At 33.4% G+C, this 23,987-nt stretch carries 20 protein-coding genes and 1 pseudogene; 8 read left to right on the forward strand and 13 right to left on the reverse strand.

Translation table 11 applies throughout. The annotated features are described in order from the left end of the window. Positions 1 to 308 precede the first annotated feature (308 nt). The 7 genes and pseudogenes from LXH21_RS14845 to LXH21_RS14875 form a co-directional block, all read left to right on the forward strand. Complete coding sequence (locus tag LXH21_RS14845; protein WP_239867641.1) at positions 309 to 863, forward strand: RNA polymerase sigma-70 factor; 555 nt, start codon at positions 309 to 311, stop codon at positions 861 to 863. 108 nt (positions 864 to 971) lie between these two features. Further along, on the forward strand, positions 972 to 1,895 hold the full coding sequence (locus LXH21_RS14850; protein ID WP_239867644.1) for a FecR family protein: 924 nt from the start codon (positions 972 to 974) through the stop codon (positions 1,893 to 1,895). Positions 1,896 to 2,025: 130 nt separating this feature from the next. Next, positions 2,026 to 5,418: a TonB-dependent receptor gene (locus LXH21_RS14855; protein ID WP_239867647.1), complete on the forward strand. Its 3,393-nt coding sequence runs from the start codon at positions 2,026 to 2,028 to the stop codon at positions 5,416 to 5,418. 24 nt (positions 5,419 to 5,442) lie between these two features. Further along, positions 5,443 to 6,978, forward strand: coding sequence for a RagB/SusD family nutrient uptake outer membrane protein (locus LXH21_RS14860; RefSeq protein WP_239867650.1), 1,536 nt, complete (start codon positions 5,443 to 5,445; stop codon positions 6,976 to 6,978). Positions 6,979 to 7,164: 186 nt separating this feature from the next. Then, positions 7,165 to 8,991 (forward strand): alkaline phosphatase, encoded by a 1,827-nt coding sequence (locus tag LXH21_RS14865; RefSeq protein WP_239867653.1) that lies wholly within the window; start codon positions 7,165 to 7,167, stop codon positions 8,989 to 8,991. Positions 8,992 to 9,022: 31 nt separating this feature from the next. Beyond that, a complete protein-coding gene (locus LXH21_RS14870) occupies positions 9,023 to 10,528 on the forward strand; it encodes a calcineurin-like phosphoesterase C-terminal domain-containing protein (protein ID WP_239867656.1) in 1,506 nt (501 codons plus the stop codon). 204 nt (positions 10,529 to 10,732) lie between these two features. Beyond that, positions 10,733 to 10,921 (forward strand): annotated as a pseudogene (locus LXH21_RS14875) (topoisomerase C-terminal repeat-containing protein); the annotation flags it as partial. A 905-nt stretch (positions 10,922 to 11,826) separates the two neighbouring features. On the opposite strand, the gene LXH21_RS14880 reads toward LXH21_RS14875, so the two are convergent. From LXH21_RS14880 to LXH21_RS14895, 4 genes are all read right to left on the reverse strand, one after another. Further along, the gene (locus tag LXH21_RS14880) at positions 11,827 to 12,738 is read right to left on the reverse strand and encodes a helix-turn-helix domain-containing protein (RefSeq protein ID WP_239867662.1); all 912 of its coding nucleotides are present in this window, start codon (positions 12,736 to 12,738) and stop codon (positions 11,827 to 11,829) included. Between the two features lie 87 nt (positions 12,739 to 12,825). Continuing rightward, the gene (locus LXH21_RS14885; RefSeq protein WP_239867665.1) at positions 12,826 to 13,278 is read right to left on the reverse strand and encodes a nuclear transport factor 2 family protein; all 453 of its coding nucleotides are present in this window, start codon (positions 13,276 to 13,278) and stop codon (positions 12,826 to 12,828) included. A gap of 263 nt (positions 13,279 to 13,541) precedes the next feature. Then, positions 13,542 to 14,432: an NmrA family NAD(P)-binding protein gene (locus LXH21_RS14890; RefSeq protein WP_239867668.1), complete on the reverse strand. Its 891-nt coding sequence runs from the start codon at positions 14,430 to 14,432 to the stop codon at positions 13,542 to 13,544. 1 nt (position 14,433) lies between these two features. After that, positions 14,434 to 14,970, reverse strand: a complete 537-nt coding sequence (locus LXH21_RS14895) for a nuclear transport factor 2 family protein (RefSeq protein ID WP_239867671.1) — start codon at positions 14,968 to 14,970, stop codon at positions 14,434 to 14,436. Positions 14,971 to 15,088: 118 nt separating this feature from the next. Between LXH21_RS14895 and LXH21_RS14900 the strand changes: the two genes are divergently transcribed. After that, complete coding sequence (locus LXH21_RS14900) at positions 15,089 to 15,499, forward strand: winged helix-turn-helix transcriptional regulator (protein ID WP_239867674.1); 411 nt, start codon at positions 15,089 to 15,091, stop codon at positions 15,497 to 15,499. Positions 15,500 to 16,224: 725 nt separating this feature from the next. Here LXH21_RS14900 and LXH21_RS14905 read toward each other — a convergent pair. The 9 genes from LXH21_RS14905 to mobC form a co-directional block, all read right to left on the reverse strand. Beyond that, complete coding sequence (locus tag LXH21_RS14905; protein ID WP_239867677.1) at positions 16,225 to 16,710, reverse strand: Rossmann-fold NAD(P)-binding domain-containing protein; 486 nt, start codon at positions 16,708 to 16,710, stop codon at positions 16,225 to 16,227. A gap of 81 nt (positions 16,711 to 16,791) precedes the next feature. After that, positions 16,792 to 17,130, reverse strand: a complete 339-nt coding sequence (locus LXH21_RS14910) for a Rossmann-fold NAD(P)-binding domain-containing protein (protein WP_239867679.1) — start codon at positions 17,128 to 17,130, stop codon at positions 16,792 to 16,794. A gap of 75 nt (positions 17,131 to 17,205) precedes the next feature. Next, a complete protein-coding gene (locus tag LXH21_RS17320) occupies positions 17,206 to 17,502 on the reverse strand; it encodes a helix-turn-helix domain-containing protein (RefSeq protein ID WP_394799582.1) in 297 nt (98 codons plus the stop codon). A gap of 724 nt (positions 17,503 to 18,226) precedes the next feature. Then, positions 18,227 to 18,532, reverse strand: a complete 306-nt coding sequence (locus LXH21_RS14915; protein WP_239867682.1) for an SDR family NAD(P)-dependent oxidoreductase — start codon at positions 18,530 to 18,532, stop codon at positions 18,227 to 18,229. Between the two features lie 367 nt (positions 18,533 to 18,899). After that, on the reverse strand, positions 18,900 to 19,808 hold the full coding sequence (locus LXH21_RS14920; protein ID WP_239867685.1) for a helix-turn-helix domain-containing protein: 909 nt from the start codon (positions 19,806 to 19,808) through the stop codon (positions 18,900 to 18,902). Continuing rightward, entirely contained in the window at positions 19,795 to 20,157 is a 363-nt protein-coding gene (locus tag LXH21_RS14925) for a DUF4345 family protein (RefSeq protein ID WP_239867688.1), read from the reverse strand. Before LXH21_RS14925 ends, LXH21_RS14920 begins: the two co-directional genes overlap by 14 nt. Next, the gene (locus LXH21_RS14930) at positions 20,157 to 21,071 is read right to left on the reverse strand and encodes an alpha/beta hydrolase (protein WP_239867691.1); all 915 of its coding nucleotides are present in this window, start codon (positions 21,069 to 21,071) and stop codon (positions 20,157 to 20,159) included. Before LXH21_RS14930 ends, LXH21_RS14925 begins: the two co-directional genes overlap by 1 nt. A gap of 574 nt (positions 21,072 to 21,645) precedes the next feature. Next, on the reverse strand, positions 21,646 to 21,837 hold the full coding sequence (locus tag LXH21_RS14935; RefSeq protein ID WP_239867694.1) for a helix-turn-helix domain-containing protein: 192 nt from the start codon (positions 21,835 to 21,837) through the stop codon (positions 21,646 to 21,648). Positions 21,838 to 21,931: 94 nt separating this feature from the next. Beyond that, on the reverse strand, positions 21,932 to 23,932 hold the full coding sequence (gene mobC, locus LXH21_RS14940; RefSeq protein ID WP_239867697.1) for a conjugal transfer protein MobC: 2,001 nt from the start codon (positions 23,930 to 23,932) through the stop codon (positions 21,932 to 21,934). Positions 23,933 to 23,987: the final 55 nt, after the last annotated feature.

Below are 23,987 nucleotides of genomic sequence, written 5' to 3' on the forward strand. Positions count from 1 at the left end.
CACCTTAAAGCATGAAGGCATACCGACTGGAGCAGCCAAACGCAGTAAAGAGAATGACTGGAGTGAGACTTACAATTTCCATTAATAGCATTTTAATGTTAAGAAGATGTTTGATAAACCTTCCTTTTTATTAATGTAAACGTAACCTTGAAAACCTACCCATGCAGTTACTTTTGAAGACATATAGTAAAACCTTAAACTGTATTACATGGTATTTTTAAAATTACGAATACATCACAACATATTAAGCAAGTTAAGTCTTTCTGAGAATGTTTTTTATGTAACAAATAGTAAAAAAGCGAGCGGTCATGTATAAAAAATATGTAGACGAAGAGCTTATCGATTTATTAAAACAAGGTAAAGACAAGGCATTTGATGAATTGTATTTTCGATATAGAGATTTACTTGTTCGATTTGTATACATAAGGATGAAATCTATTCCTATTGCTGAAGAAATTGTTCAGGAAGTTTTTACCACCATTTGGGAAAGACGCAAAGACTTAGTGATTCAAAAGAAATTTTCCGCTTACATCTATACCTCAGTACGCTACGTCACCTTAGATTACATAAAAGCGCACACTGTAACCGATCAATATATAAAAGAAGTTATAGATAGTAATACATTAACTGTTAATAGCAACAATACCATGGAATCAATCTTCCATGATGAACTGCAGCAAGCTGTTGATAAAGCAACATCATTACTTCCCACAAAGGCTAAAGAAGTTTTTGTCATGAGTAGGTTCAAACAATATTCTAATAAAGAAATTGCAGAGGAGTTGAACATATCACTAGAAACAGTCAAATACCACATTTCGTATTCGCTTAAGTTTATGCGTTCCTATCTGGGAGAGTTTAATTAAGTGCGATTTCTTATTTAATACTTATCTATTTATTAACACAAGCGTAACCTTACGAACCTACCGGAAAATACAATTTCGAGGACATACTATTAAAGCAATAAACATACTATGATGCCAGAAGAACTACATCAAGATATAAAATATTTTTTAGAAGGAAAGTCATCCTTAAAAGGACAGGAACTTTGGGATTGCTGGTTTGAAAATCCTGAACTAAACGCAGAAAACCAAAAAATAACGGTTTCTAGTGATAGTAAAATAAAAAAAGAGATTGCAGTTATCAAAAATGCTAATAATTTATTTTTTATGCCAAGAAAAAATTGGACTATGGCAGCTTCATTTTTAATAGTACTGGGGCTCTCTTCTTTTTTTTTATTTTCCACGTCACTATTCAATGATAGAGAATACAATACTAATAGAGGAGAACAGGCTAAAATAACTTTGAGCGATGGTACCCAAATATGGTTAAATGCAGCCAGTACTTTAAAATATCCAATCGAGTTTAAAGGCGATACCCGCGAGGTTTATTTAACTGGGGAAGCTTTTTTTGATGTAGCCAAAGACAAAGCACATCCGTTTATAATTCACACTGACAAGATGGATACGAAAGTGGTAGGGACTAGTTTTAATGTGCATGCTTATACTGATCAGTTAAAACAAGAAGTTGCTGTAGTAACTGGAAAAGTAAATGTTAAGTCAACCGTTACTAATGAGAATATCTATGTAATTCCAGGTCAAAAAGTAGTTTTAAATGTGCATAACAACAAACTTCATGCTTATAATGGTGTAGCAAAACATACAGTATCGCTTTGGCGAAAAAACATTTTAGTTTTTGATGAAACTCCTTTGCAAGAAGTTATCGCTACACTAAATCGCAATTATAATGTGGCTATAAAAGTTGAAAATAAAAATTTGAATAATCTAAAGATAAATGCCTATTTCAAAGCACTTCCAGCAGATCAAGTTATTGATTTAGTGTGCAATATTATAAATGCTACTTATAAATTGGATAATGGTGTTTACACTATAAAGTAAATTTTTTCCTGAAAAACAAAAATCTCTTGCTTGTGCAATTGCCACAGCTAGAATAGAATACTAAGAAATGCTACGTAGAATACTTATATAAAATCATGAACAATCTAACTAAAAATTAAAACATAAGACTATGAATGAAAAACAAATGCGGTATGCCAAAAAAAATAAAGGTATTAATAAATCCGTGTTGGCAAAATTAATCCTCTTTGTCAGTTTATTTTTTATCGGAATAACAACAAAAGCGGCAACTATTGATGGTAATAACAGAGTGACATTAAAAGTAGAGAATGAAAGTATAAAAAATATTTTCCAGAGAATTGAAAATCAAGTTGATGTACATTTTATGTATGAAACGAACCAAATTAATACGAACCAAAAAATCTCTTTACAATTAAATGATGTTACTTTAGAACAAGCACTCAATAAAATTTGTGCAAATCTATTTCTTCGCTACGAAATTGTCAATAGTTATAACATTATCATTAAAAAAAGTTCAAAGGTAGGCGCAATAGATCTAGAAAAAATTATTATTACCGGAGTTGTTTACGGTGATGATGACGGAATGCCTTTACCTGGGGTAGGTATCAAAGTTAAAGGCGCTAATGTTAGCACTGTGACTGATTTTGATGGATCTTTTAGTCTTACGGTCAATGCTGATGAAGCTACGCTACTATTTTCTTATATTGGATATATTACGCAGGAAGTTCCCGTAAATGAATTAAATAAAGTTCTAAGTGTACGATTGGTGGCTGATATGAAGCAACTTAATGAAGTTGTAGTCATGGGATATGGTAGTGTGAAAAAGTCTCAAGTTGTTGGCGCTGTTTCTAGTGTGTCAATGAAAGAATCGTCAAGTAGAACTTACAATTCAACCGCTGAATTATTACAAGGAACTGTTGCTGGGGTTACGGTAATTAATAATGGGGGAGATCCAATGGCTCCGCCTACAATAAATATTAGAGGTGTAGGTTCAATAAATGCGGAATCTCCTTTAGTCGTTTTAGACGGAATTATCTATAGTGGTTCATTTAATGACATTAATCCAAATGATATTGCATCAATTAGTGTGTTAAAAGATGCGGCTTCTGCAGCAATATATGGAGCTCGTGCCTCGGGAGGTGTGATTTTAGTTACTTCAAAGAAAGGAAGTAGTGATCGCGTACGTGTTAACGTGAATTATCAAGCGGGCTATCAAAATGTAGCTAAAAAATTAGAAGCTTTAAATGCGGCGGAGTATGCTGATGCTATGAATACAGCAACGGATAATGCTGGTTTGCCTCGAGTTGCCGCTTTTGATCCAAATCAAGAACCGTCTGCTAGAACTACAAATACAGTATGGATGGATGAAATATTTCGAAAAGGAAATATTAATGACTTAACGCTTTCTATTGATGGAGGTAGCGAAAAATCAAATTTCTTTATTTCTGGAGGATACCGTAAAAATGAAGGGATTTTACTAAATACATTTTCTGAAAGATATACAGCTAGAGCCAACTCGTCTTTTAAAATTACATCCAACTTCACAATTGGTGAAAATATTACATACTCATTAAGAAATGGGCAAACAGCAAATACAAATGACGGTTATGTGGGTGCCATACTATCGGCTATATTTTATCCACCTAATGCTACTGTTTACAAGCAAGATGGATCTGGTCAATTTGGTGGTGTACCAAATAAATATATAGGTTCTTATGGTGATGTTATTAATCCTGTCGCTTATTTAAAAAGATTAGACAATAGCAATCCTATTAGCACAATTCTAATTAACCCTTATGCTCAATGGGAAATAGTTAAGGGACTTACTTTTAAATCTAATTGGGGTATTACTCGAATTGAAGACAACAGTAAACAATTTCTATCTAAAGTTACTGAGCCTGGGAAAATTTTCGATTTCAACCAACTGATTCAGTCTTCGACGACTTTAACTGATATATTAGGTGAACAAACTTTGACATTTGATAAAAAAATAGGAAAGCATAGTTTTACGGTCTTGGGAGGATATACTTATCAAGATACCAAGCAAGAATACTTCCAAATATCGGCAACTGGTTTTGATAACGAAGATCCTTCGCAACGCTATTTAGTGAATGGTAAAGATTTTAGGCAATTGGGCGCAAATGGAAATCACCAATTATTGATTTCTTACGTTGGGAGATTAAATTACTCGTATGCTGATAAATATTTATTCTCTGGAATTGTACGCCGAGACGGAACGTCAAAATTAACTTCTGCTAATCGTTGGGAAGTATATCCATCACTGTCAGCTGGTTGGTTAATTTCTAACGAGGGGTTTATGGCAAATAGTAAGAATATTGTTTCTAATCTAAAGCTACGTGCTAGTTGGGGACAAATAGGAAACTTAGGAAGCTTACAACCGTATGAATTCAGTGTTCCGTTAACGCAAACGACATCTTTACTTGGAGATACACCTATAATAAACTATGGGTACGCCGAAAGAAAATTGTCCAATCCAGATTTAATTTGGGAGAGTTCTGAGCAAACCAATTTAGGGCTTGATTTTGGTTTATTAAAAAATAAATTGAGTGGTACTATTGATGTCTTTGTGAAAACAAATAAAGATATGTTGGTTAATAATCAGTTACCAGGGCTTGCTGGTGCAAATGAAGGGCAGACTGTAAATGCAGGAAAAGTTGAAAATAAAGGAGTAGAGTTAAGTTTGAATTATAGAGAATCAATTGGGGATTTTAAAATGGACTTTACAATTAACGCATCTACATTAAAAAATCGAGTAGTTTCAATTAAAGACGATTTGACTTATTTTGAACCTCAAGGTAGAGCACGTGTGCGAAGTTTACCTATTGCAAATGTTTATGAGGTAGGTAGTGCATTAAATTCGTTCTACGGATTTTCAACTGACGGATTATTTCAATCTGTAGATGAAGTGAACAATTATGTAAACAGTACAGGTGTCAAATACCAACCCAATGCTGTAGCTGGAGATATTAAGTTTAAAGATATTAATGGTGATGGTCTTATTAATAATAGCGACAGAATCGTTTTAGGAAATCCTTTTCCTAAAACAACATACAGCTTTAATGCAAATTTAAATTACAAAGGGTTTGATATGAATATTTTCTTGCAAGGTGTAGCTGGAAATAGCGTTTTCAATGCTGTGAAACATACAGGACTTAATGCTTCATTTCCTGGATATAACTTGTTAGCTGAGTCAAAAAATGCATGGTCACCTACAAACACAAATACATCGATTCCTATTCTATCATCAAAAGACAATAATAATAATTTTGGTCGAATTTCAGATTTTTATATTGAAGATGGCTCTTTCTTACGATTAAGAAATGTATCACTAGGATATACTTTTAACAACCAATTATTTAATGATAAAGTAAAATTAAGAGTGTATGTCTCTGCGCAAAATTTGTTTACCATTACAAAATATTCAGGTATGGATCCTGAGGTAGGATTAAACAATTTCGGAATGGATTTAGGTCGTTATCCATTATCTAGAATTTATATGTCAGGTATCAATTTATCTTTTTAAAGAAAATAATAAAATAGAAGTAAAATGAAAAAAATAAGTTTTTTATTCATCGGTTTAGGACTCCTTTTTACCACATTAAGTTGTGAAAATGAATTGGATCAAATACCGCAAGGAGCGCCATCTACAGGGAATTTTTGGAAAACAGCTGCTGATGCAAAAGCAGGAGTAAATTCAATTTATGCTCTTTATAATGATGATAATATGTATGGTAGGGGATTCTTTTGGCTCAATAATGCCAGTGATGATATTGGAACTAAACCAAGGCAAAATGCAGAGCGTATTAAGAATTTTATTGTAGACGGGTCTGAATCTGATACTAAAGACATCTGGAAAGTTCATTACGAAATAATGAAACGTTGTAATGATGTGATTCGCAATATTCCAAATATTACGATTGACGAACCTACAAAAAACAGAATGTTAGGCGAAGCCTATTTTAACCATGCTGTAATGCACTTAGAATTGGCTTATCGTTATGGTGACGAGCGTGCGGGAATACCTATTCAAGATCGTGAAGATCCTACTAATATTTTTATTCCGCGTGCCAAAAATGTAGCAGAGAATTATGCTTACATCACAGCTGATTTAATCAAAGCTGCAGATTTACTTCCTTATTTTAATGAGTTAAGTGCGGATAATTATGGACGTGCGCATAAAACTGCTGCTTGGGGGTATATAGTGCGTACTTCACTTTATGCCAAAGATTATGATAGTGCAATTAAATATGCCGATTTAATAATGAAAAGTGGCAAGCATGCTTTGTTAACTAATTTTGAGGATGTTTTCAAAATTTCTAATAACTGGTCTTCTGAATATATTTGGTCTGCAACTTCAAGTGCCGCTAATACTACTTTAGGCTCTATCTTTCCGGGAGTTTGTCTTGAAGACAAAGGATGGGGTGCTTATAATGGATGGGGGAATTTTTATCCTACTAAAGAACTATTGGACACTTACGTTGCTAATGATAAGAGACTTTCGGCAACTATTTTGAAAAAAGGAGATAAATTCACGTACTTCGGTACCGAAGTTACTTTCAATGAAGGTTCTTACCAAGTGAGTTCTAGTAATCGTACGGGAATGCAATTCAAGAAGTATATGGATCCATTTAGTTTTCCTAAAACTACTTCAGGTAGTGTTGATACACGCTATGTAAATGCCAATGGAGACAAACCATCGACGGCATTAAATGTTCCGTTATTACGTTATGCAGATGTAATATTGATGATGGCTGAAGCGAAATTAATGAAAGGTCAAAATGCCGACACCGAAATAAATATGATTCGCAATCGTGCCGGTTTAGCCAGTATTTCTGGAGCAACAATGACCGACTTAAAAAGAGAAAGACGTTGTGAACTAGCAGGAGAATGGACAGACAGACATTTTGACCTTGTGCGTTGGGGAGATGCACAAGCAACATATGCAAAACCGCTTCACGATTATAATGGAGTAGTGATTTACCCAGCTCGTAATTTTAATCCAGCAATACACAGCGTATGGCCAATACCACCAGATGAAATTGCTGTAAGCAAGGGCACGCTTACGCAAAATCAAGGTTGGTAATCAATAATTTCAGTTTTGTTTTTGTTGTAAGTCTTTACCCTGCGGGTTTGTTGTAATCTCGCAGGCGTAAAGCATAAAAAGACATTATTTCTAAACTTAAAAACCGGTCTTTTTTAATTAAAGAGACTGGTTTTTTATTAAAAACTTGTGCTATTTGAACTCCGTAGCTACACAAATATTACTCTAATGAAAAAAATAATTATCCTTCTTTGCTTTCCTGTTTTCTTATTTGCGCAAGTGCACGAGTACACTTCTTCTAATATCCATTCACATAATGATTACGCAAACGCCCTTCCGTTTATTGCCGCTTATACTAACGAAGTAGGTGTGATTGAAGCAGATGTGTTTTTATCAAATAATGATTTATTTGTTGCACACACCATAGCAGATATTACACTAAATAGCACGCTAAAAAAGCAATATTTAGAACCACTTGTCTCTAAAATAAAAGCGTTAAAAGGTAAAGTATACCCAAATGACAAACCATTAATTTTAATGATTGATGTGAAGTCGGATGCGGTGCCTAGCTTACAAATGATTGTACAACAATTAGAGATATATCCTGAAATAACGGATAATAAATCATTAAAAATCATAATTTCGGGTAACAGACCAGATCCGTCTTTATGGAAAAATTATCCATCTTATATTTCTTTTGATGGTAGGATAAACGAAATATACACTACCGAGCAATTAGCACGTATTGAAATGATTAGCGAGGATTTAAAAAATCATACTGTATGGAACGGTAAGGGCGTTCTAACAGCATCAGATTTCGAAAAAATTGAGGCAATTATTAATAAAGTACACGAGCAACATAAAAAAATTAGATTCTGGTCTACCCAAGACAATGTCAACACTTGGATCGCTTTAATGAATTTAGATGTAGACTATATTGCGACAGATAATACCACTAAATTAGTGCAGTTCATAGCTAATTTAAAAGCGAATAGTTACAAAAACACCGATTTTTACGAAACCTACATACCTAAAAAAGACTTGGCTTTCGATAAAGTAAAAAAGCCTAAAAACATTATACTATTAATAGGTGACGGAATGGGTTTAACCCAAATTTATGCTGGTTATACAGCAAACAAAGGGCAATTGAATATTTTGAACATGCCAGTACAAGGATTTTCAATAACAAATGCCTCCGATAGTTATATCACAGATTCTGCCGCGGCAGCAACAGCTATGGCAACAGGAAATAAAACAAACAACCGTTTTATTGGTGTTGATGAAAATGGAAAACCTTTAGTATCTATAATACAGAAATTAGTTAAAAACAATTTTCAAACGGCCCTAATTTCTTCAGGAAATATAACTGACGCCACTCCAGCTGCATTTTATGCAAAACAAACCGATAGAAGTTTTAATGAAGCCATTGCTTTAGATTTTCTAACGTATCCAACGGATATTTTAATAGGAGGAGGGACAAACGAATTTATAAATAGAAAAGACGGCAATAATTTAGCAAAGCAATTACAGGACCAAGGATATACCTTTTCGGATAAATTTAGTATGATTGACAGTATTGGCAACACTAAATTTGTAATAGCTGATAATGGAGCAGTGGTATCTAAAAAAGACGGAAGAGGAGATTTTTTATCCAAGGCTTTTACAAAAACAATTGAGACTTTTTCCAAATTTAAAAAGCCATTTTTTATAATGGAAGAAGGAGCACAAATTGATTACGGAGGACATAAAAATGAACTGGATTATGTGGTTCGCGAACTTCTGGATTTTGATCAATTAGTGGGCCTAGCCATGAAATATGTGGACAATAACAAAGAAACCTTACTTATCGTAACTGCTGATCATGAAACAGGCGGTTTGTCTCTAATAGATGGAAATATTGAAATAGGTTCCGTGCATGGCAATTTTAGTACCAATGATCATACCGCAGTGATGGTTCCTGTTTTTGCTTATGGACCAAGTGCTCAGTATTTTATGGGTGTATATCAAAATACTGATATATACAAAAAAATAGTACAATTACTAGATGTTGAATAATGCTAGTGAAATAAATATTATTTCTGAAATCATGCGTAAATTAATTGTTAATGTAGTTTTCTTGATGTGTGGAATATATGGTTCGGCACAGTCAAATAATCATCTTTCTGGTGTTGTTTTTGTCGATAGTAATAAAAATGAAGTTTTTGACAAAGATGAGATTGTACTTCCTAATGTTTTAATTTCGAACGGAAAAGATATTGTGAAAACGGATTGCAGAGGAGAATACAACATCTCTAAAATAGAGGGTAATACCGTTTTCGTCATAAAGCCATCACAATATATTTCAAAACTAAACAAGCAAAATAGCGTTTTGTTTTATGTTCCTTTTCAAGAAATAAAAGAAATCAAAAAATATAATTTTGCTCTAAATCCTAATGTAGAAAATGAGAATTTAAAAGTTGTTTTATTAGGAGATACTCAAGTAGATGTTATCGATGATGTACATCATGTAGGCAAATTAGTTACCGAAGAATTGATGGACAACGACATCGACTTTATAATTCCATTAGGAGATCTTTCATTTGATAATTTAGCAATATTTAAACCACTTTCAGAAACTTTAGGACTAATTGGTGCGCCTATTTTTTATACCATTGGTAATCATGATTTGAATTTTAAAGAAAGTAGATATCAGGATCGTGACAAAAGTTTCGAAGATATTTTTGGGCCTTCTCATTATGCTTTTGAATATGGTAATGAATTGTTTCTGGTACTCAATAATATTTATCCATTAGACGAAAAAGGCTATGTAGGACGATTGGATGAAAATCAAAAAGAATTCATTCAACAATTGATTGCATCTAAAAAAACAGACTTTAATCGCATTCACCTTTTTATGCACATTCCGTTAGAAGAAATGGAAGACAAAGATTGGGTTATTCAATCTTTAGAGCCGTTTGAGAACGTGCTAATAAGTGCGGGACATACACACACCCAATACCATAAGTATTTTCCACGCAAATCAGGAAATCCTATTCATGAATTACTAGCTGGTGCCGTTTGCGGATCTTGGTGGGAAGGTCCACATGATCTCGATCAAATTCCTTTTGCATTGATGTATGATGGAACTCCAAAAGGATATTGGACTGTTAAAATTAATACCGAAAAGTACAATTATAATTATAAAGTTTCTGGAGCTTCAAGTAACAAACAAATGGATATTTCGGTTCCAAATAGGAATGAGTGGGATAAAACCCTTAACATTCTTAATGATGAATATATTTATGCCAATGTATTTGCCGCAGATGATGCGACCAAAGTTTTCATTAGTTACGATAAAGGGGATTGGACTGAAATGAGCAAATTTGATGGAATTTCTCCTAATGTTCAAAAACAATTTGTTTTGCAAAGGGAAGGGAAATACGATAGTATGAAAATTTCTAAATTTCCAAATCCCAAAACGATTAGTACTCATTTATGGAGAATTGAAATCCCTCGTAACTTAAATTCAGGTGCTCATGCCATCAGAATAAAAGCTATAAATAAGAATATAAATCTTGAAGTTTTTGGTAATGCTGTTTGGCTGAATTATTAGGTGATTTATTTATTTAAAAGGAATTTTAGCTCTTGCTTATAGTTTGTAATATCGATTTATTTTTTTATTTATTTAGAAAGAAACTCAAATGAGATATTTAATAATTTCAAGCGACTAATGGAGCTAATTTGTCCAAAATGTGCGGTGCAAAAATTGATTAATTGAGACAAATTAGTTAAATGCAAGGAAGATAATTGTAATTGGGTTCAGTTCAGAATTATATGCGGTATACAACTCAATCTTGTGGATTTGGAAGCATTTATAACTATAGGAAAGATGAGGTTATTAAAAGGAATGGTTAGTAAATCAGGTAAGAAATTCGATGTTTTTATAGCTATGGATGAAGGAGGAGAGACCTCATTTATATTTCCCCAAAAGAAGAAAAGGAAATAAATAGGTTGATTGATTTGTACTTGTTTTAGTATCAAGTAACTATCAAGGAATCTGTAACGCACGTAGAAAAGATAAATCTATGAGATTTGAGTAACAACTCAAGTTAAGAAAAGGAAGACTATAAGTAGGATAGGGCTGGAACGCAGTGGAGCGTAGGCACGGAGCGTAAAGTAATGAAGCTTTATCCTGCTTATATAAGCCTGACCGAACGCAAGGAATGAACGTGCGGAACTGAGGAACGGAACAGCCTAAAAAAAAAAGTTGCTTATTTTTAAGCTGCTGTTTTTTTTATGGGCTGTGAAGTGCCTGCGAAGGGTAGGGATGCAGAAAAACTGTTTTTCGTTTACACTTTAATCATGAAGGAATACCGACGGCAGCAGCCGAACGAAGTAAGGTGAATGACGGGAGTGAGACCGATTGATTACTTTTTTAAGTTTATTAATCTAATTATGTTATCAAACTATGGTTTTTTTCATTTCTGACATATCTTTCTTAGCTCGAAAAGCATATTTTTATTGACGTACTCTATAATTCTTCCGTCTTTTTATCACTTTTAGCGACGCTACATTGACATTACCAAATTTCTAGAATATCAGAAGCTTTGACTTTTTAAGGAGCCTACAACTAAGGCAATTTTTTTATTTTTGTTCAATCTCTTGTACACCATGCCTTCAACTAAATTTTCACCTCTCAAACCATTATTCAATAGAGGAGAGATTTCCAGGAATACCATAACTGTCTTGTTCTGATATAGGTTGACAAGCTATTGTTATTTTATAATGTCAAAAATAGTCGAATATTGGCGTAATATTGATAAATTTAGTAAAAATATTTGAAGAGATGTTTTCTAATTTCACCAGCGTTCCTACGCATTTAAAATAGTGATTTTTTCATATGTTACAGATTTACTTGAAAGTAGCTCTAAACTCTTTTGGAGTTAACTTTGTTTTACTTTTAAATAGTTTACTGAAACTTTGACTTTGTTCAAAGCCTAATTCATAAGCTATTTCAGTAATTGTCAATTGAGTTGTAGATAACTTTTCTTTCGCTTTTTGAATCAATTTATTGTGAATATGTTGCTGTGTGGTTTGACCAGTATGTGTTTTTAATACGCCACTCAGGTAATTTGAAGATATGTTCAAACTTGTCGCCAAAAACTTTACTGACAATAATGACTTCTGCTCTAAATTTTCATTTTTAAAATAAGCATCGATCAAATCCTCTAATCGCTCAAGAATTTGATGGTTATTAATTTTTCTGAATAGAAATTGACGCTGATAAAAGCGTTCTGAATAACTTAAAAACGACTCAATTTGGGTAACTATAATATTCTCAGTAAACTTATCGATATTCAAATTATTTTCAAGTTCTATATTTTTAATGAAAGTTGTTAATACAGCTTCTTCTTTTTCCGATACAAATAGGGCTTCATTTATTCTATAATTGAAAAAATCATATCCTTTTATTGTTCTCACTAGAGAAGTATTCCATAGAAAATCTGGATGGATAAGTAGGATATAACCACTGGAAGAAAAATTCTCATCCGCATCAAAAGAAAAAACTTGATTGGGAGCAATGAAATACAAAATACCATTGTCAAAATCGTATTTTTGTTGTCCATAACGATATTTTATATTGCCACTTTCCGTTCTCTTTAGCGAAATTGTATAGAAGTCAAAAACATAGCTTAATAAGCCTTCTCCCGGATGGGGCTCAACTTTAGAAAGATCGATAACACTTAAAAGCGGATTCTCTGGATCACCTATTCCGAGTGCTTTATGATATTCTTTAATTGATTTTAATCGAATTAGTTCCACCCTGATAAAATTATATTTTAATTTTTATAACAAAGGTATGGTACTTTTCTAAATGAATTTCCCATCCTTCGTGAAACCTGCTATATACTATTTATTTTCCTTTACACCAAGCTGATTAAGGAAACCTCTATTATCCATTCTTACCCATTCATCAATTAATCTACCTTGATTATCAAATTTGAAGATATTCATTAAATCGTAAACTACTTTTTCTCCATTAGGCGATATAATGCCAATTGGCGATTGGGTAAAATCATTTATAAATTTTCCTTCAATGAATGTTTGACAGGCAATATAATTGTCCTGTTCAATTATAATTCCTCTTTTAATTACTAATGGACCAAATGCAGCTTGTACCGATTGAAAGTAACTGATTAGACCCCTGTAATCTGCGTCAAATCCAGGACCGTGAAATTGAAAATTTTCTGTATCGAAATAAGAGTCTAATTCTTTTTGGTCTTCACCCGAAACTAAAAGTTCACCTGCTCTAATTAAACGTTGTGATAAATTGCTTAAATCTTTTCTTTTTAAATTCTCCATTTTTTATTTATTAGTGATTACGATGCAAAATTGTTCAAATAGAAGGCGATTTATGTGTGCAAATCTCTGTTTGTTGTGTTCAAAAATTTTTCCTTGATCTTAGGAAATAGTTTGGTTGTTTCATTACAGCTAACGGTCTAGTATATGAGCAGTAGCGGATTTTTACGCACTAATTTTTACGTCTACGACAGACCTTAATATACAAAAAAGCCATAGAGGAAGCACTAATTCCGCTATGGCTTGTATACATTTAGGCACAGGATTTATTCTGTCATCAAGATTTTGTTTTTAATTACACTTTCCAGCGTTGTCGGTGTAGAGTCTTCTGCTGCTCTCTCTATGGAATATGCTCCATTTTTGTCTCCAAGTGCTTTTAATAAATCATAAAATTCTCCTTGAATTGTTTCATTAAGTCCAAATTGTGCATAGGTCTTTTTCACAGCATCGTAGCTTTCCTGCTTATATACAACTGGTCTGCCCAAAGTTTCTGTAAAAATGTTTTCTATGTGTTTACAAGTTAGATTCTCTGGTCCCATAACCCTTTTTATTAAATGACCTTTCCAATTGCCGTTTGCAAGATGTTTTGCAGCTTCAAATCCTATATCGTCTGAACTTACAAATGGTATTTTATGGTCATCGTCAAAAGGAAATGTAAAAAAGCCTTTATTCAAAATAGATTCTTTTTGAATTATAAAATTTTCCATAAAATAACCTGGACGAATTACCATTACATTGTCGCTAACTTTCTTAAATTCATCTTCCATAATTCCAACATAGGATATTGTTCCCAAACCACTTCCTCTATGAGCACCCAAAGAGGATATGATGACAACTCTATTAATGTTGTTTTTGGCTACTGCTGTTGTACCTGCTGTAATTACTTTGTCGTAAACCTCTTTTAAACTTGGTAAACTTACTATTGGTGGCACCATCCAAAACAGTACATCGCAATCTTTTGTTGCCGATACCACTTCATCCGTATGTAGAATGTTTGTTTGTTGAATTATTGTTTTATCTGTATTCAATGCTTCTAATACTTTTGCTGCTGCATTAATGTCTTTTACCAATAATACAAGTTCGTGGTCTGTTTTTGCTAATTCTTTGACAACAACTTTCCCTACGTTTCCTGTTGCTCCTGCTATTGCTATTTTCATATTACTTATCTTTTTTAAATATATCTTTTACGTCTTTTTCTTCGCTAAATGCTGATGCAGCTAATGGATTCCAATATTCTTTCAGGTTTAAAATTTCACCTTTCTTTAATATGATTCTAACTACATAATCATTTGTAAATCTTTTTTTAGTGGTTGGTACGGTAAATTCTCCATGAAACTCCGCCCAAAAAATATTTTTGTTAACTGTGTAAACTTTCACATTGGTAAATTCCATATTAGGCATATTACTCAACGCATTTTCCAAATAGGTTTCATACTCTTTTTTGTTCAATTTTGATGCAGTTCCCAATGAATAAGCGTAAGGATATTCAATAATTGCATCTTCGTGAAATAGTTTGATGGTTGCTGTTGCTCCAGTATTGAAACCATTCAATAAATCATCCACAATTGTTTTGTGTTTGCTTGCGTCAATTCGTTTTTGATTTACCATTTTTTCTTGCGATTGAGCTTCGTTTATAAACGTTACTGAAAGGATTATTAAGAATATCCTACCCAATCTAAAAAGTGTACATTTCATAAAGTTCTCTTTTTTTAAATTATTAATTGACAAAATTATGTAATACCTTTGCGTCTCACAAGAAGGCACTAAACAGTACAATACTTACTTTTGGGTAGTAATTCACTAAACAATACTAATGGAAGCGTTAAAAAAAAGTAAAATAAAAATTCCGTTTGAAGAATCTTTAACAAAAAAGAAGGTTTTTGATGAAGATTGTATTCTGCACAGGTCCTTTTCTTTGATAGCAGATAAATGGACTTTACTGATTATTATGTCCCTTTTACAAGGAACAAAAAGAAATAGTGAAATTCAAAGACAAGTTCAAGGCATTACACCAAAAATGTTGGCTCAAACATTGAAAACACTTTTGAAATATGGAATGGTCGAACGTAAAGTTTTTCCTGAAGTACCTCCAAGAGTTGAATATACACTCACGGAATTTGGCAGAAGTTTATCTGAACCACTATCATTACTATTCGACTGGTCTTTGGATTGGGAAGATAAATTGAATAAAATTTATTCCAAGAAAAAGCGTAGAAAGTTATAAACTATTTTTCAATTCTGTTTTCGATTTTTTCTTTAGCATCTTGTGCCTAACGTCAGTCTGTGAAAAAACCTCGGTTTAAGTTCCTTTAAATATAAAAAGCTTTTTGCAGAAAAAAAGGATATTTTGTATTTTTAAACATACAACATATCACTTAAATTTCGCGTAGCCAAATAACCAAAACGTCTTTATAGTAAAGTGTTTCTAAAGATAATCCCATCCGAGTTATAGATGCTTTTGTAGAGAATATAAATCTAATACCATTGGGATTTGAAGTACAAACCTGAAAGACTGAAGGTCGACAAAGTTTTGATACCAAAATTTTTCTCAAACTCTATTTGTAGGTCTATCTCAACGGAATCCGTAGTTTGCGCAAAAAAGAAAGCGAAGAATCCCTTATTAGCACTACCGATAAAGATGCACGAGCAATTTTGGTAGAAGGAGGTGGTAGAAGTGAGTGGTAGAATTCAAGCAGATGTGGATAACAATCACAATTTAGTAGTGTCAATATTCATTATAAATTGGGCGAATTCAAGTTTTTATTGTACTATTTTGCTTTAGATTTTACTTTTATTTTATATTCTATAATTGAAGCATTTAATAAAACCCGCAAGCATTATTTTTACTATCCAAAATTTAATCAAAATAGTTGTTGTAATCACTAGTATAAGATCAGAAAAAAACAACAATCCAAAAATGATAGGACTGTTGTCTTATGAAAAAATCTGTTAAAGAATATCAAGATTTATTTTTGCCCATTCAAGAATACCAACAGTAGGTATATTTTCTCTATGATTAAAAGTCTGTTTCATTGGCCAACTAACACCAGGGTTGGTAAAAACTAATCGATATTTATGGAAGCTATTTTCTGGATCGCTTTTTAATGATTCGTTTAAATGTTTCTCATCCCATAGTATGCGTTTAAATGTTGAATTATGTAATGCCTCCAGGTGTACTGCTATTTGCTCGAATGTAGCAGTTTCACCTGATACGTAAACTACCTGATTTAATATAGTAGGTTTATAAAATAAAACCTCAATAGTAAGTTTACCTATGTCTTCACAACTCGTCAAAGTTAGGGTGTGTTGCCAAGATGCTAATGCATGAACAGTTTTGTTTTTCAAATTTACCACACCAAAATCTTCTCTAAACAAAAAGCTTGTGATCATACCTGTGGATACAATAACCCATTTGGTTTTTGATTGTGAACGCAATAGATCGCGAACATCTAGTTGCTCATCAAATACAGGCTGAGCACTACCGCGACCTATTTTATCGTAGTCTGCTCCAAACTGCTAGGGCACATAGCGTGACACTCCTGCTTCTAATACCGCTTTTGTGATTTTTATTTGCATACCGCTGCCTATAGAGAAACCACTGCAGCAGATGATAGTATCATATTTAGAAAATACATTTGCTAGTTCTGTAATACTATTATTTACTAAGTCCATTTGCTCTAGAATGGTTTGCTCCAATATAACATTTCCTTTGTAATCTTGAATTCTTGAAGTTGATGGCTGCACTAGAGCTGCAATTTTAATAATTGATTGATGCGTACCTTGATAATTGTATAAAGCCTGCAGCATAGAGACACCGACTTCTCCGGTACCTATCACTAAAAAAGATTGATTCATAAAAAAAATATTTTATTGTTTATGAAACAAAATTAGTCTGAATTAATAAAAGAGTAGGTGCAAAAAAACAACTAATCAATGCAAAAAATACGTATTTCTATATTCGATAGGCGTGCAGTTAGTATGCTTTTTATAAAAATTGATAAAATGTGGAGTCTCTTTAAAATGAAGACTCCAGGCAATCTCTTTTATAGAGTAATTGGAGTGCCTCAACAAAATATTTGCTTCTTCGATTATACGTTCGTGAATTAACTTCTGAGTAGTCTTACCAGTATTTTTTTTCATCGATTTATTGAGATGATCTATACTACAGTTTAGTTTCTCTGCAAAATAAGCTGGTGTCTTACCAGTGAGAGGACTTTCTATATTAATGGAGAAAAATACGGTTTCTAAATGTTTAAAAAAAGATTATCTAACGTATCCTCCTTTTTATCAATGGTAATACTTTTTGATGAAAGTAATTTTTGTACATGATGAATAATGTCGAAAATTCTTGCCCGTATTACTTCCTCTTTAAACGGATAATCGGAGTCTTTTTCTTGTTCAATCTCCTTAAATAGGTTAAGAAGTAAGTGAAATTTTTTTTCCGATAATGATTGGACGAAGACTTTTTTTTCCTGAAAAACAGGCCAATTGCGTAGGTTTATTTTTGTAGTTCCTCTCAGAAACAGATCCGTGGAAATACAATATATTCCCATAAATTTTTCATCGAGCGTAGTAAATGATGAACGTGTTAAAGGATCTGTAAATACAATAGAATAACCTGAAATTGGAATATTTATATTGTCACAGTGATAAACCGCGTCTCCTTTTAATAGTCCTATTTTATAAAAGGGTTTTCGTTGTAATCTTTCACATTTAGAAAGATCTCCCTTAAGATTTTCCCAATGCAGTATATCAAAGTGTCAAATGTATTTAGTAGTACTTTTTTCCTGATGGCTTACGTGCTGATTGTAAAATAACTGGATGTCTTGTATGTTCATTTGTCTGTCTATTATTCAATTTTTTTCATTCAACCTTGTTTTCTTTGGTTAATTGCGTGGTCGAGCAGCTAATTTAGCAAAATAAATGATTAGAAAATCTGCGATTATTTTCGTTAGTAGGCTAGAAGTAGCAGTAAATTATATATGGTGCTAGCTGTAGGGATGCTGTTGTTATGCTGTCGAGTTAATGATACGTTTACCAGCTGAACTAAGTCAGCTTTATTATTTTCATCGATTTTTACAAATACAGCTTCGCCTCCGTTATTTTTAATTTCTTCAACAACATTTTTCAATTGTTCGGTATTTCTTGCACCTAAAACAACTTTTACACCATTTTTAGCCAATTTTATTGCTATGACTTTGCCAATACCCGCACTTGCGCCAGTAACAGCAACTACTTTTTCTTTAAAATTTTGCATAATTCTTCTAATTTGATTCAGTTGCAGAGTTCTTAACTGTCGACAGATGAAAAGTAGCCCAATTGGTATTTGTTGTAGTCAAATCGTTTTAGTGATATATAGTTTTGATTTTTCGATTTGTCTGGCTATTGAAGTTAGTGCAATGTTTAGTTTCAGCCTTGCTGCCAACGCTCGCGTATAAGAATAGTAGCGGATTAATAGGTAGTATTCACTTTTATTAAGACAGACTTTAAATATAAAAAAGCGATTTCGATTAAGCACCCAAACCGCTATTATTTTTATAGATTGTTGGCGCTATGTGGCTTTCTGTTGTTCGCTATACGCTTTGTTTCGTCGTGTGCCTGCTTGTATAATTGAATTGACGTTGTCAGTTAAATGATTGTCTATACTTCAAAGGCGACATTTCGGTTTTCTTTTTGAAAAGTCGGTTGAACGATTGTGGTTGTTCAAAACCTAATTCATAGGCAATTTCACTTACGGATAAATTTGTCGTTAAAAGTTTTTCTTTTGCTTTTTCAATGAGTTTTTCGTGAATATGTTGTTGGGCACTTTGTCCTGTTAGCAAACGCAACATATCGCTTAAATAATTTGCGGAATAATTGAGTTGATTAGCTAAATATTCCACTGTTGGTAATCCGCTATTTAAAGTTTCTGTGTTACTAAAATAATCGTTCAAAAGTGCTTCCATTTTTGAAAGCAAATCATTGTTTACAGCTTTTCGGGTAATGAATTGGCGTTCGTAAAAACGATTACAATAGTTCAATAGCAAATCAATTTGCGACAGAATTATGTCTTGTGTGTGCTTGTCAATATGCTGGTATTCTTTCTCTATTTTTTGAAAAATCTCAACAATATTTTGCTCTTCCTGTTGCGAAAGGTGCAACGCTTCATTTAGTGAATATGAAAAATAGCCATAATTTTTGATTGTACTTTGCAATGGGTGTTTTTTCAAAAAATCAGGATGAAAAATTAATACATATCCTATTCCAATGGATTCATAAGCATTAGTTGTATCTACTTCAACAGTTTGAACTTGTTTAGGTGCTATAAACGTCATTGTTCCCTTATCAAAATCATAATATTGTTGCCCATATTTTACTTTCGATTGAATATTATTCTTCAGAGAAATCGTATAAAAATCAGTAGAAAAATGTTGCCACACATCAGAATTTATTGCGTGTATTTCTGAAACCAAAACCACACTTACCAATGGATGCAAATGCGGTGGAATGGATAGTAACCTATGAAATTCGGATAAAGAGTTAATTGTCTGCATATCTGTATAAAATTCCAAAAATGATTAAAACAACAATTTCTATGGTTAGCCAAAGTAATTGTTTCAAGAAAAAGCCGTCTAAAACAAACCCGAATAAACGGGCTATAACAATTCCCAAAGTTAGAAAAAACAATAGTGCACACACTGTTTGTTTCCAATCACTCCAATGATTGTAAAAAATGAACAGAATTCCCAAGCCAATTAGAAATCCCCATTTAACCCGTTTTTCAATCATCTGATATGGGTTTTCGGGCAAAGAGATTTTGCTAATTAAGTTTGGCTTGTGTGTTAGAACGCAACCTGAAACAAGCAATACGACCCCAATTATTTTTAGAAATAGGTTGTTCATTATTTCTGTGAAAGATTTTCGTGAAAGAATGGGATTAAATTATCCAAAGCTTCTGCTGTTGCTTCGGGTTTGTCGTATAAATCATAATGACTTGCACCACTTACAATATGAATTTTTTTCTCTTTGGAAACAGCTTTGTTATATAAATCAAACCCATCTCTGTAAGAACCGAAAGCACCGACCTTGTCGCCAACGATAACTAATAATGGTTGTGTCAACAATACATTGGCAAGATGAAAAGCGTCAAACTTTATTAAGTTCGCCATACTTGTAAAAAGTAATTTATTGTTTGCAGTAGGGTATTCGCCTCTTGGTGTTCTGTAATAATCAATAGCCTCTAACATATCCATATCATTTATGCCTGCCTGTTTTGCTTCTTCGGCAGAATTTGGCGTCCAATTTGTAATCATCGGCTCTGCTCCGTTAGCCTCTGCTGTTCGTTGCGAAGAAACAGCCTCTAATGTTTCTAAAAAATTTATTTCTCTAAATGCTCTACCAATATTAGTGCCTACAACTGTTCCAATTGCTTTTATTCGTTTTTCTGTCATTGCAGCATTGGCAGCATAGCCTCCACCTGCGCAAATACCTAATAAACCTATACGCTTTTCATTTATAAAGTTTAGTGTGGTAAGATAATCTACAGCATAGCGTATATCTTCTACGCGAGTAGTTGGGTCTTCCAAATATCTTGGCTCACCACCATTTTCTCCTTGAAATGAAGCATCATAAGCCAAAGCAATAAACCCTTTTTCAGCAAGCTTTTGGGCATATAAACCAGCGGTTTGTTCTTTCACACTACTCCCAGGATGAACACAAACAATAGCGGGATAATTTTGTGATTCGTCAAAATTGTCCGGCAAATGAAGATTGGCTACTGTGTCCCAATTTCTGTTTTTGAATTTTACTTTTTGCATTGTTTTTTTTTTAAGTTTTACAATGCAAAACTCGCCCTTCTTTAAAAAATAAATGTTTCCAAATCAAGGTTGATTGTAACCGAATCGGGGTAGAAATATTGGGTAGTGTGGTTCGTTTTTTTGGTAGTGTCTGCTATTACAGCCAACGGTCGGCGCTCGTGAGCATGAGAACTTCGTATCCGCTTATTTTCTGTTAGGGATAAAATTTCTTATCTCGTGTGAGATATTCCTTCTAAAAAAGTGTTTTAATAATGGCTGCTCTAGTAGCTGGGGTACCAATTCCTACAACCTTGTATTATTTTGCGTTCCTGCATATTTTCAATCTGATTCCCTGCGTTCTTCATTGCAGATAAGACACCGATTCATTTAGGGTCCTGCATTTCTTGCCAATGGGCGCAAACGTAGATGTAGGTTTTACTTTGTGACATGTTATGTTTTTTGAATAAGTGATCAGTTTAATTTGTTTTTAGCAAGGGGTTAATTTAATAGTTCAAGGTCTTGAAGTTTTCTTCTTAGTTTGTCGTCAGCAGCTATTTTTTAAAAATCTTCTTGCAAACATAGCACTTTCAGAACATTAAAATAGGCACCTATTCACACTAGAATTTCCTTTTTCTATTTGGTATAAAGTGGTTCTAGCACTATCGGCTCTTTCAGCAATTTGTACTGCAGAGAGCTTTCTTCTTTTTCGAGCCAATTTCATATTCTCACCCATTTGCTTTAAACGGAGTTGGTGCTTGGGGAATAAGATCTGCTTTCTTACGCTCATTTTTGTAAATGTTCGTTAATATGAACAAAAACAGCAAATATGTACATAATAACAAACATTTAATAATGGTTTATTCTATTTCGAGTTATTGATTTCATACTTCTTGCACCAAATGTTGCAAATCAGGATCGTTTTTAATGCGTTCCAATTCACTTTCTGTAATAAGAACAATATCACGCTTAATCTGTTTGTAATTAGCTTCAATTTCGACTTTCATATTATCTTGTCCGTTTTCATCAACGAAAGGTAAAATAACGGGAATCTTTTTATATGCTTTGGTTTCTGCCGCTACTTTTTCATTGTCTATCACAATTTCAGAATGGAAAATTTTCTGTTCGATACGTTCGTCAAAATTATCTGAAATAGCTCCCACAAACACTCCTTGCGTAAGCGTGGAGATTTTTGATGCCGGTATCAAGCTGTCTAATTGTGTAGAAATAGAGGTTGATTTGTCATTTCGGTTGATGGTTAAACTTTGGCGTTTCTGTAACACTTTACCAAACCGTTCGGATAAGCTTTTGGCCGTCTCTCCTACAACCTGACCACTAAAGATGTTGCCCACCGTATTTTGGATAACCTTACTTTCCTTATCACCATAATCACGAGTCAATTGCGAATAATCTTGAAATCCCAAACATACCGCTACTTTATTACTTCTAGCTGTGGCAATTAAATTATCTAGCCCTCTAAAGTAGATCGTTGGCAACTCATCAATTATCACCGAACTTTTTAATTTTCCTTTCTTATTGATTAGTTTTATGATCCTGGAATTGTACAAACCCAAGGCAGCAGAATAAATATTTTGTCGATCGGGATTGTTTCCCACGCAAAGAATTTTAGGTTCATCCGGATTATTGATGTCCAACGAAAAGTCATCTCCCGTCATTACCCAATAGAGTTGAGGCGAAATCATTCGAGACAACGGAATTTTTGCGGAAGCGATTTGTCCTTGCAACTGATCTTGTGCGCCACCTTGCCAAGCATCCATAAACGGTGATAAATAATTTTCGAGATCAGGGTAGGAAGTAAGGATGGTAAAAACATCAACATATTTCTTGTTGAGCAATTCAATGGCATGTGGAAATGTACAATACTTTCCATTGTCATAAATTTTTAGAAACCAGATTATAGCGGCTAGTAATATAATGGGAGATTCCACAAAGAAATCGCCTTGCTTTTGTATCCAACTGCGGTTAAGGTTTAGCATAATGGTATAGGCAGATTCATAAGCATCTGAGATGTCTGTCATAAAATCTGGATTGATGGGATTGCAACGATGGCTTCTGCTAGGATCATCGAAGTTGATAATATAGAATTTTGGTTTAACGGCATACTTGTCCGAATGTATTAATAAATGATTATACGCAATGGTAGAAAGATCATCGAATTTAAAATCATAGATGTACATCGAAAATCCTTTTTCGATATGCTGCTTGATGTAGTTGTTTATGATGGCATAACTTTTTCCAGATCCTGGTGTTCCTAATACTATGGAGGCTCGAAATGGATTTACCACATTAATCCATCCTTCATTCCATTTGCCTTTGTAATAAAATTTGGTTGGCAGATTAACGGAATATTCATTTTGCATTAATTTGGTTTCTTGCATGAAACTTTCATTTTCATTATTAAAAACATCGCTCATAAGATTGGTACGCAATAAACGACTGATCCAAACTCCAGCCATCATTAACGAAATATAGCCCGCTGAAGTAGTAAGAATATATAAAGAAATCGCTGTACCAGCAGACAACTTCAGTAATGGTGTGTTGAGAAAGAAAAGTATAAATCCAATGACTAAGGCAATGGATATCTTAGACCAACTAATTTTTTCGTTTTTAACTCCTTTCGTTCCTAAACAACTTAAAGCTAACAATACCAAAGCAAAAATTTTGGTGTAGATGGTGTGAGAAAATAGACTTGCAGTCCGTTGAAAATTACCTAGGATCTTGTTAATGATTTGTAGCGTCCAACCCTTTTCTAAGAAAAAACTATAACAAAACCAGTAAAAGTGCATGAGTACTAAAAGGATACTTACAGCACGCATGAAAGCCATTATTTTGGCGAGTCCTCTTAAATCGTCTTCTCCTTGCATAATTGAAAAGTTAAAAATGTAACGAGCGAAAGTAGATCGAACGTAAAAGAATCTA

This window comes from Flavobacterium algicola (genome assembly GCF_022399565.1).
Lineage (GTDB): Bacteria > Bacteroidota > Bacteroidia > Flavobacteriales > Flavobacteriaceae > Flavobacterium > Flavobacterium algicola.

Excerpts from the sequence above, each read along its gene's own strand:
- LXH21_RS14890 (WP_239867668.1), bottom strand. The coding sequence starts at position 14,432 with ATGAAAATAGCAATAGCAGGAGCAACAGGAAACGTAGGGAAAGTTGTT.
- LXH21_RS14935 (WP_239867694.1), bottom strand. The coding sequence starts at position 21,837 with ATGAGCGTAAGAAAGCAGATCTTATTCCCCAAGCACCAACTCCGTTTA.
- LXH21_RS14865 (WP_239867653.1), top strand. The coding sequence starts at position 7,165 with ATGAAAAAAATAATTATCCTTCTTTGCTTTCCTGTTTTCTTATTTGCG.
- LXH21_RS14910 (WP_239867679.1), bottom strand. The coding sequence starts at position 17,130 with ATGAATCAATCTTTTTTAGTGATAGGTACCGGAGAAGTCGGTGTCTCT.
- LXH21_RS14885 (WP_239867665.1), bottom strand. The coding sequence starts at position 13,278 with ATGGAGAATTTAAAAAGAAAAGATTTAAGCAATTTATCACAACGTTTA.
- LXH21_RS14855 (WP_239867647.1), top strand. The coding sequence starts at position 2,026 with ATGAATGAAAAACAAATGCGGTATGCCAAAAAAAATAAAGGTATTAAT.
- LXH21_RS14895 (WP_239867671.1), bottom strand. The coding sequence starts at position 14,970 with ATGAAATGTACACTTTTTAGATTGGGTAGGATATTCTTAATAATCCTT.
- LXH21_RS14845 (WP_239867641.1), top strand. The coding sequence starts at position 309 with ATGTATAAAAAATATGTAGACGAAGAGCTTATCGATTTATTAAAACAA.
- LXH21_RS14870 (WP_239867656.1), top strand. The coding sequence starts at position 9,023 with ATGCGTAAATTAATTGTTAATGTAGTTTTCTTGATGTGTGGAATATAT.
- LXH21_RS14930 (WP_239867691.1), bottom strand. The coding sequence starts at position 21,071 with ATGCAAAAAGTAAAATTCAAAAACAGAAATTGGGACACAGTAGCCAAT.
- LXH21_RS14900 (WP_239867674.1), top strand. The coding sequence starts at position 15,089 with ATGGAAGCGTTAAAAAAAAGTAAAATAAAAATTCCGTTTGAAGAATCT.
- mobC (WP_239867697.1), bottom strand. The coding sequence starts at position 23,932 with ATGCAAGGAGAAGACGATTTAAGAGGACTCGCCAAAATAATGGCTTTC.
- LXH21_RS14860 (WP_239867650.1), top strand. The coding sequence starts at position 5,443 with ATGAAAAAAATAAGTTTTTTATTCATCGGTTTAGGACTCCTTTTTACC.
- LXH21_RS14920 (WP_239867685.1), bottom strand. The coding sequence starts at position 19,808 with ATGCAGACAATTAACTCTTTATCCGAATTTCATAGGTTACTATCCATT.
- LXH21_RS14925 (WP_239867688.1), bottom strand. The coding sequence starts at position 20,157 with ATGAACAACCTATTTCTAAAAATAATTGGGGTCGTATTGCTTGTTTCA.
- LXH21_RS14850 (WP_239867644.1), top strand. The coding sequence starts at position 972 with ATGATGCCAGAAGAACTACATCAAGATATAAAATATTTTTTAGAAGGA.
- LXH21_RS14915 (WP_239867682.1), bottom strand. The coding sequence starts at position 18,532 with ATGCAAAATTTTAAAGAAAAAGTAGTTGCTGTTACTGGCGCAAGTGCG.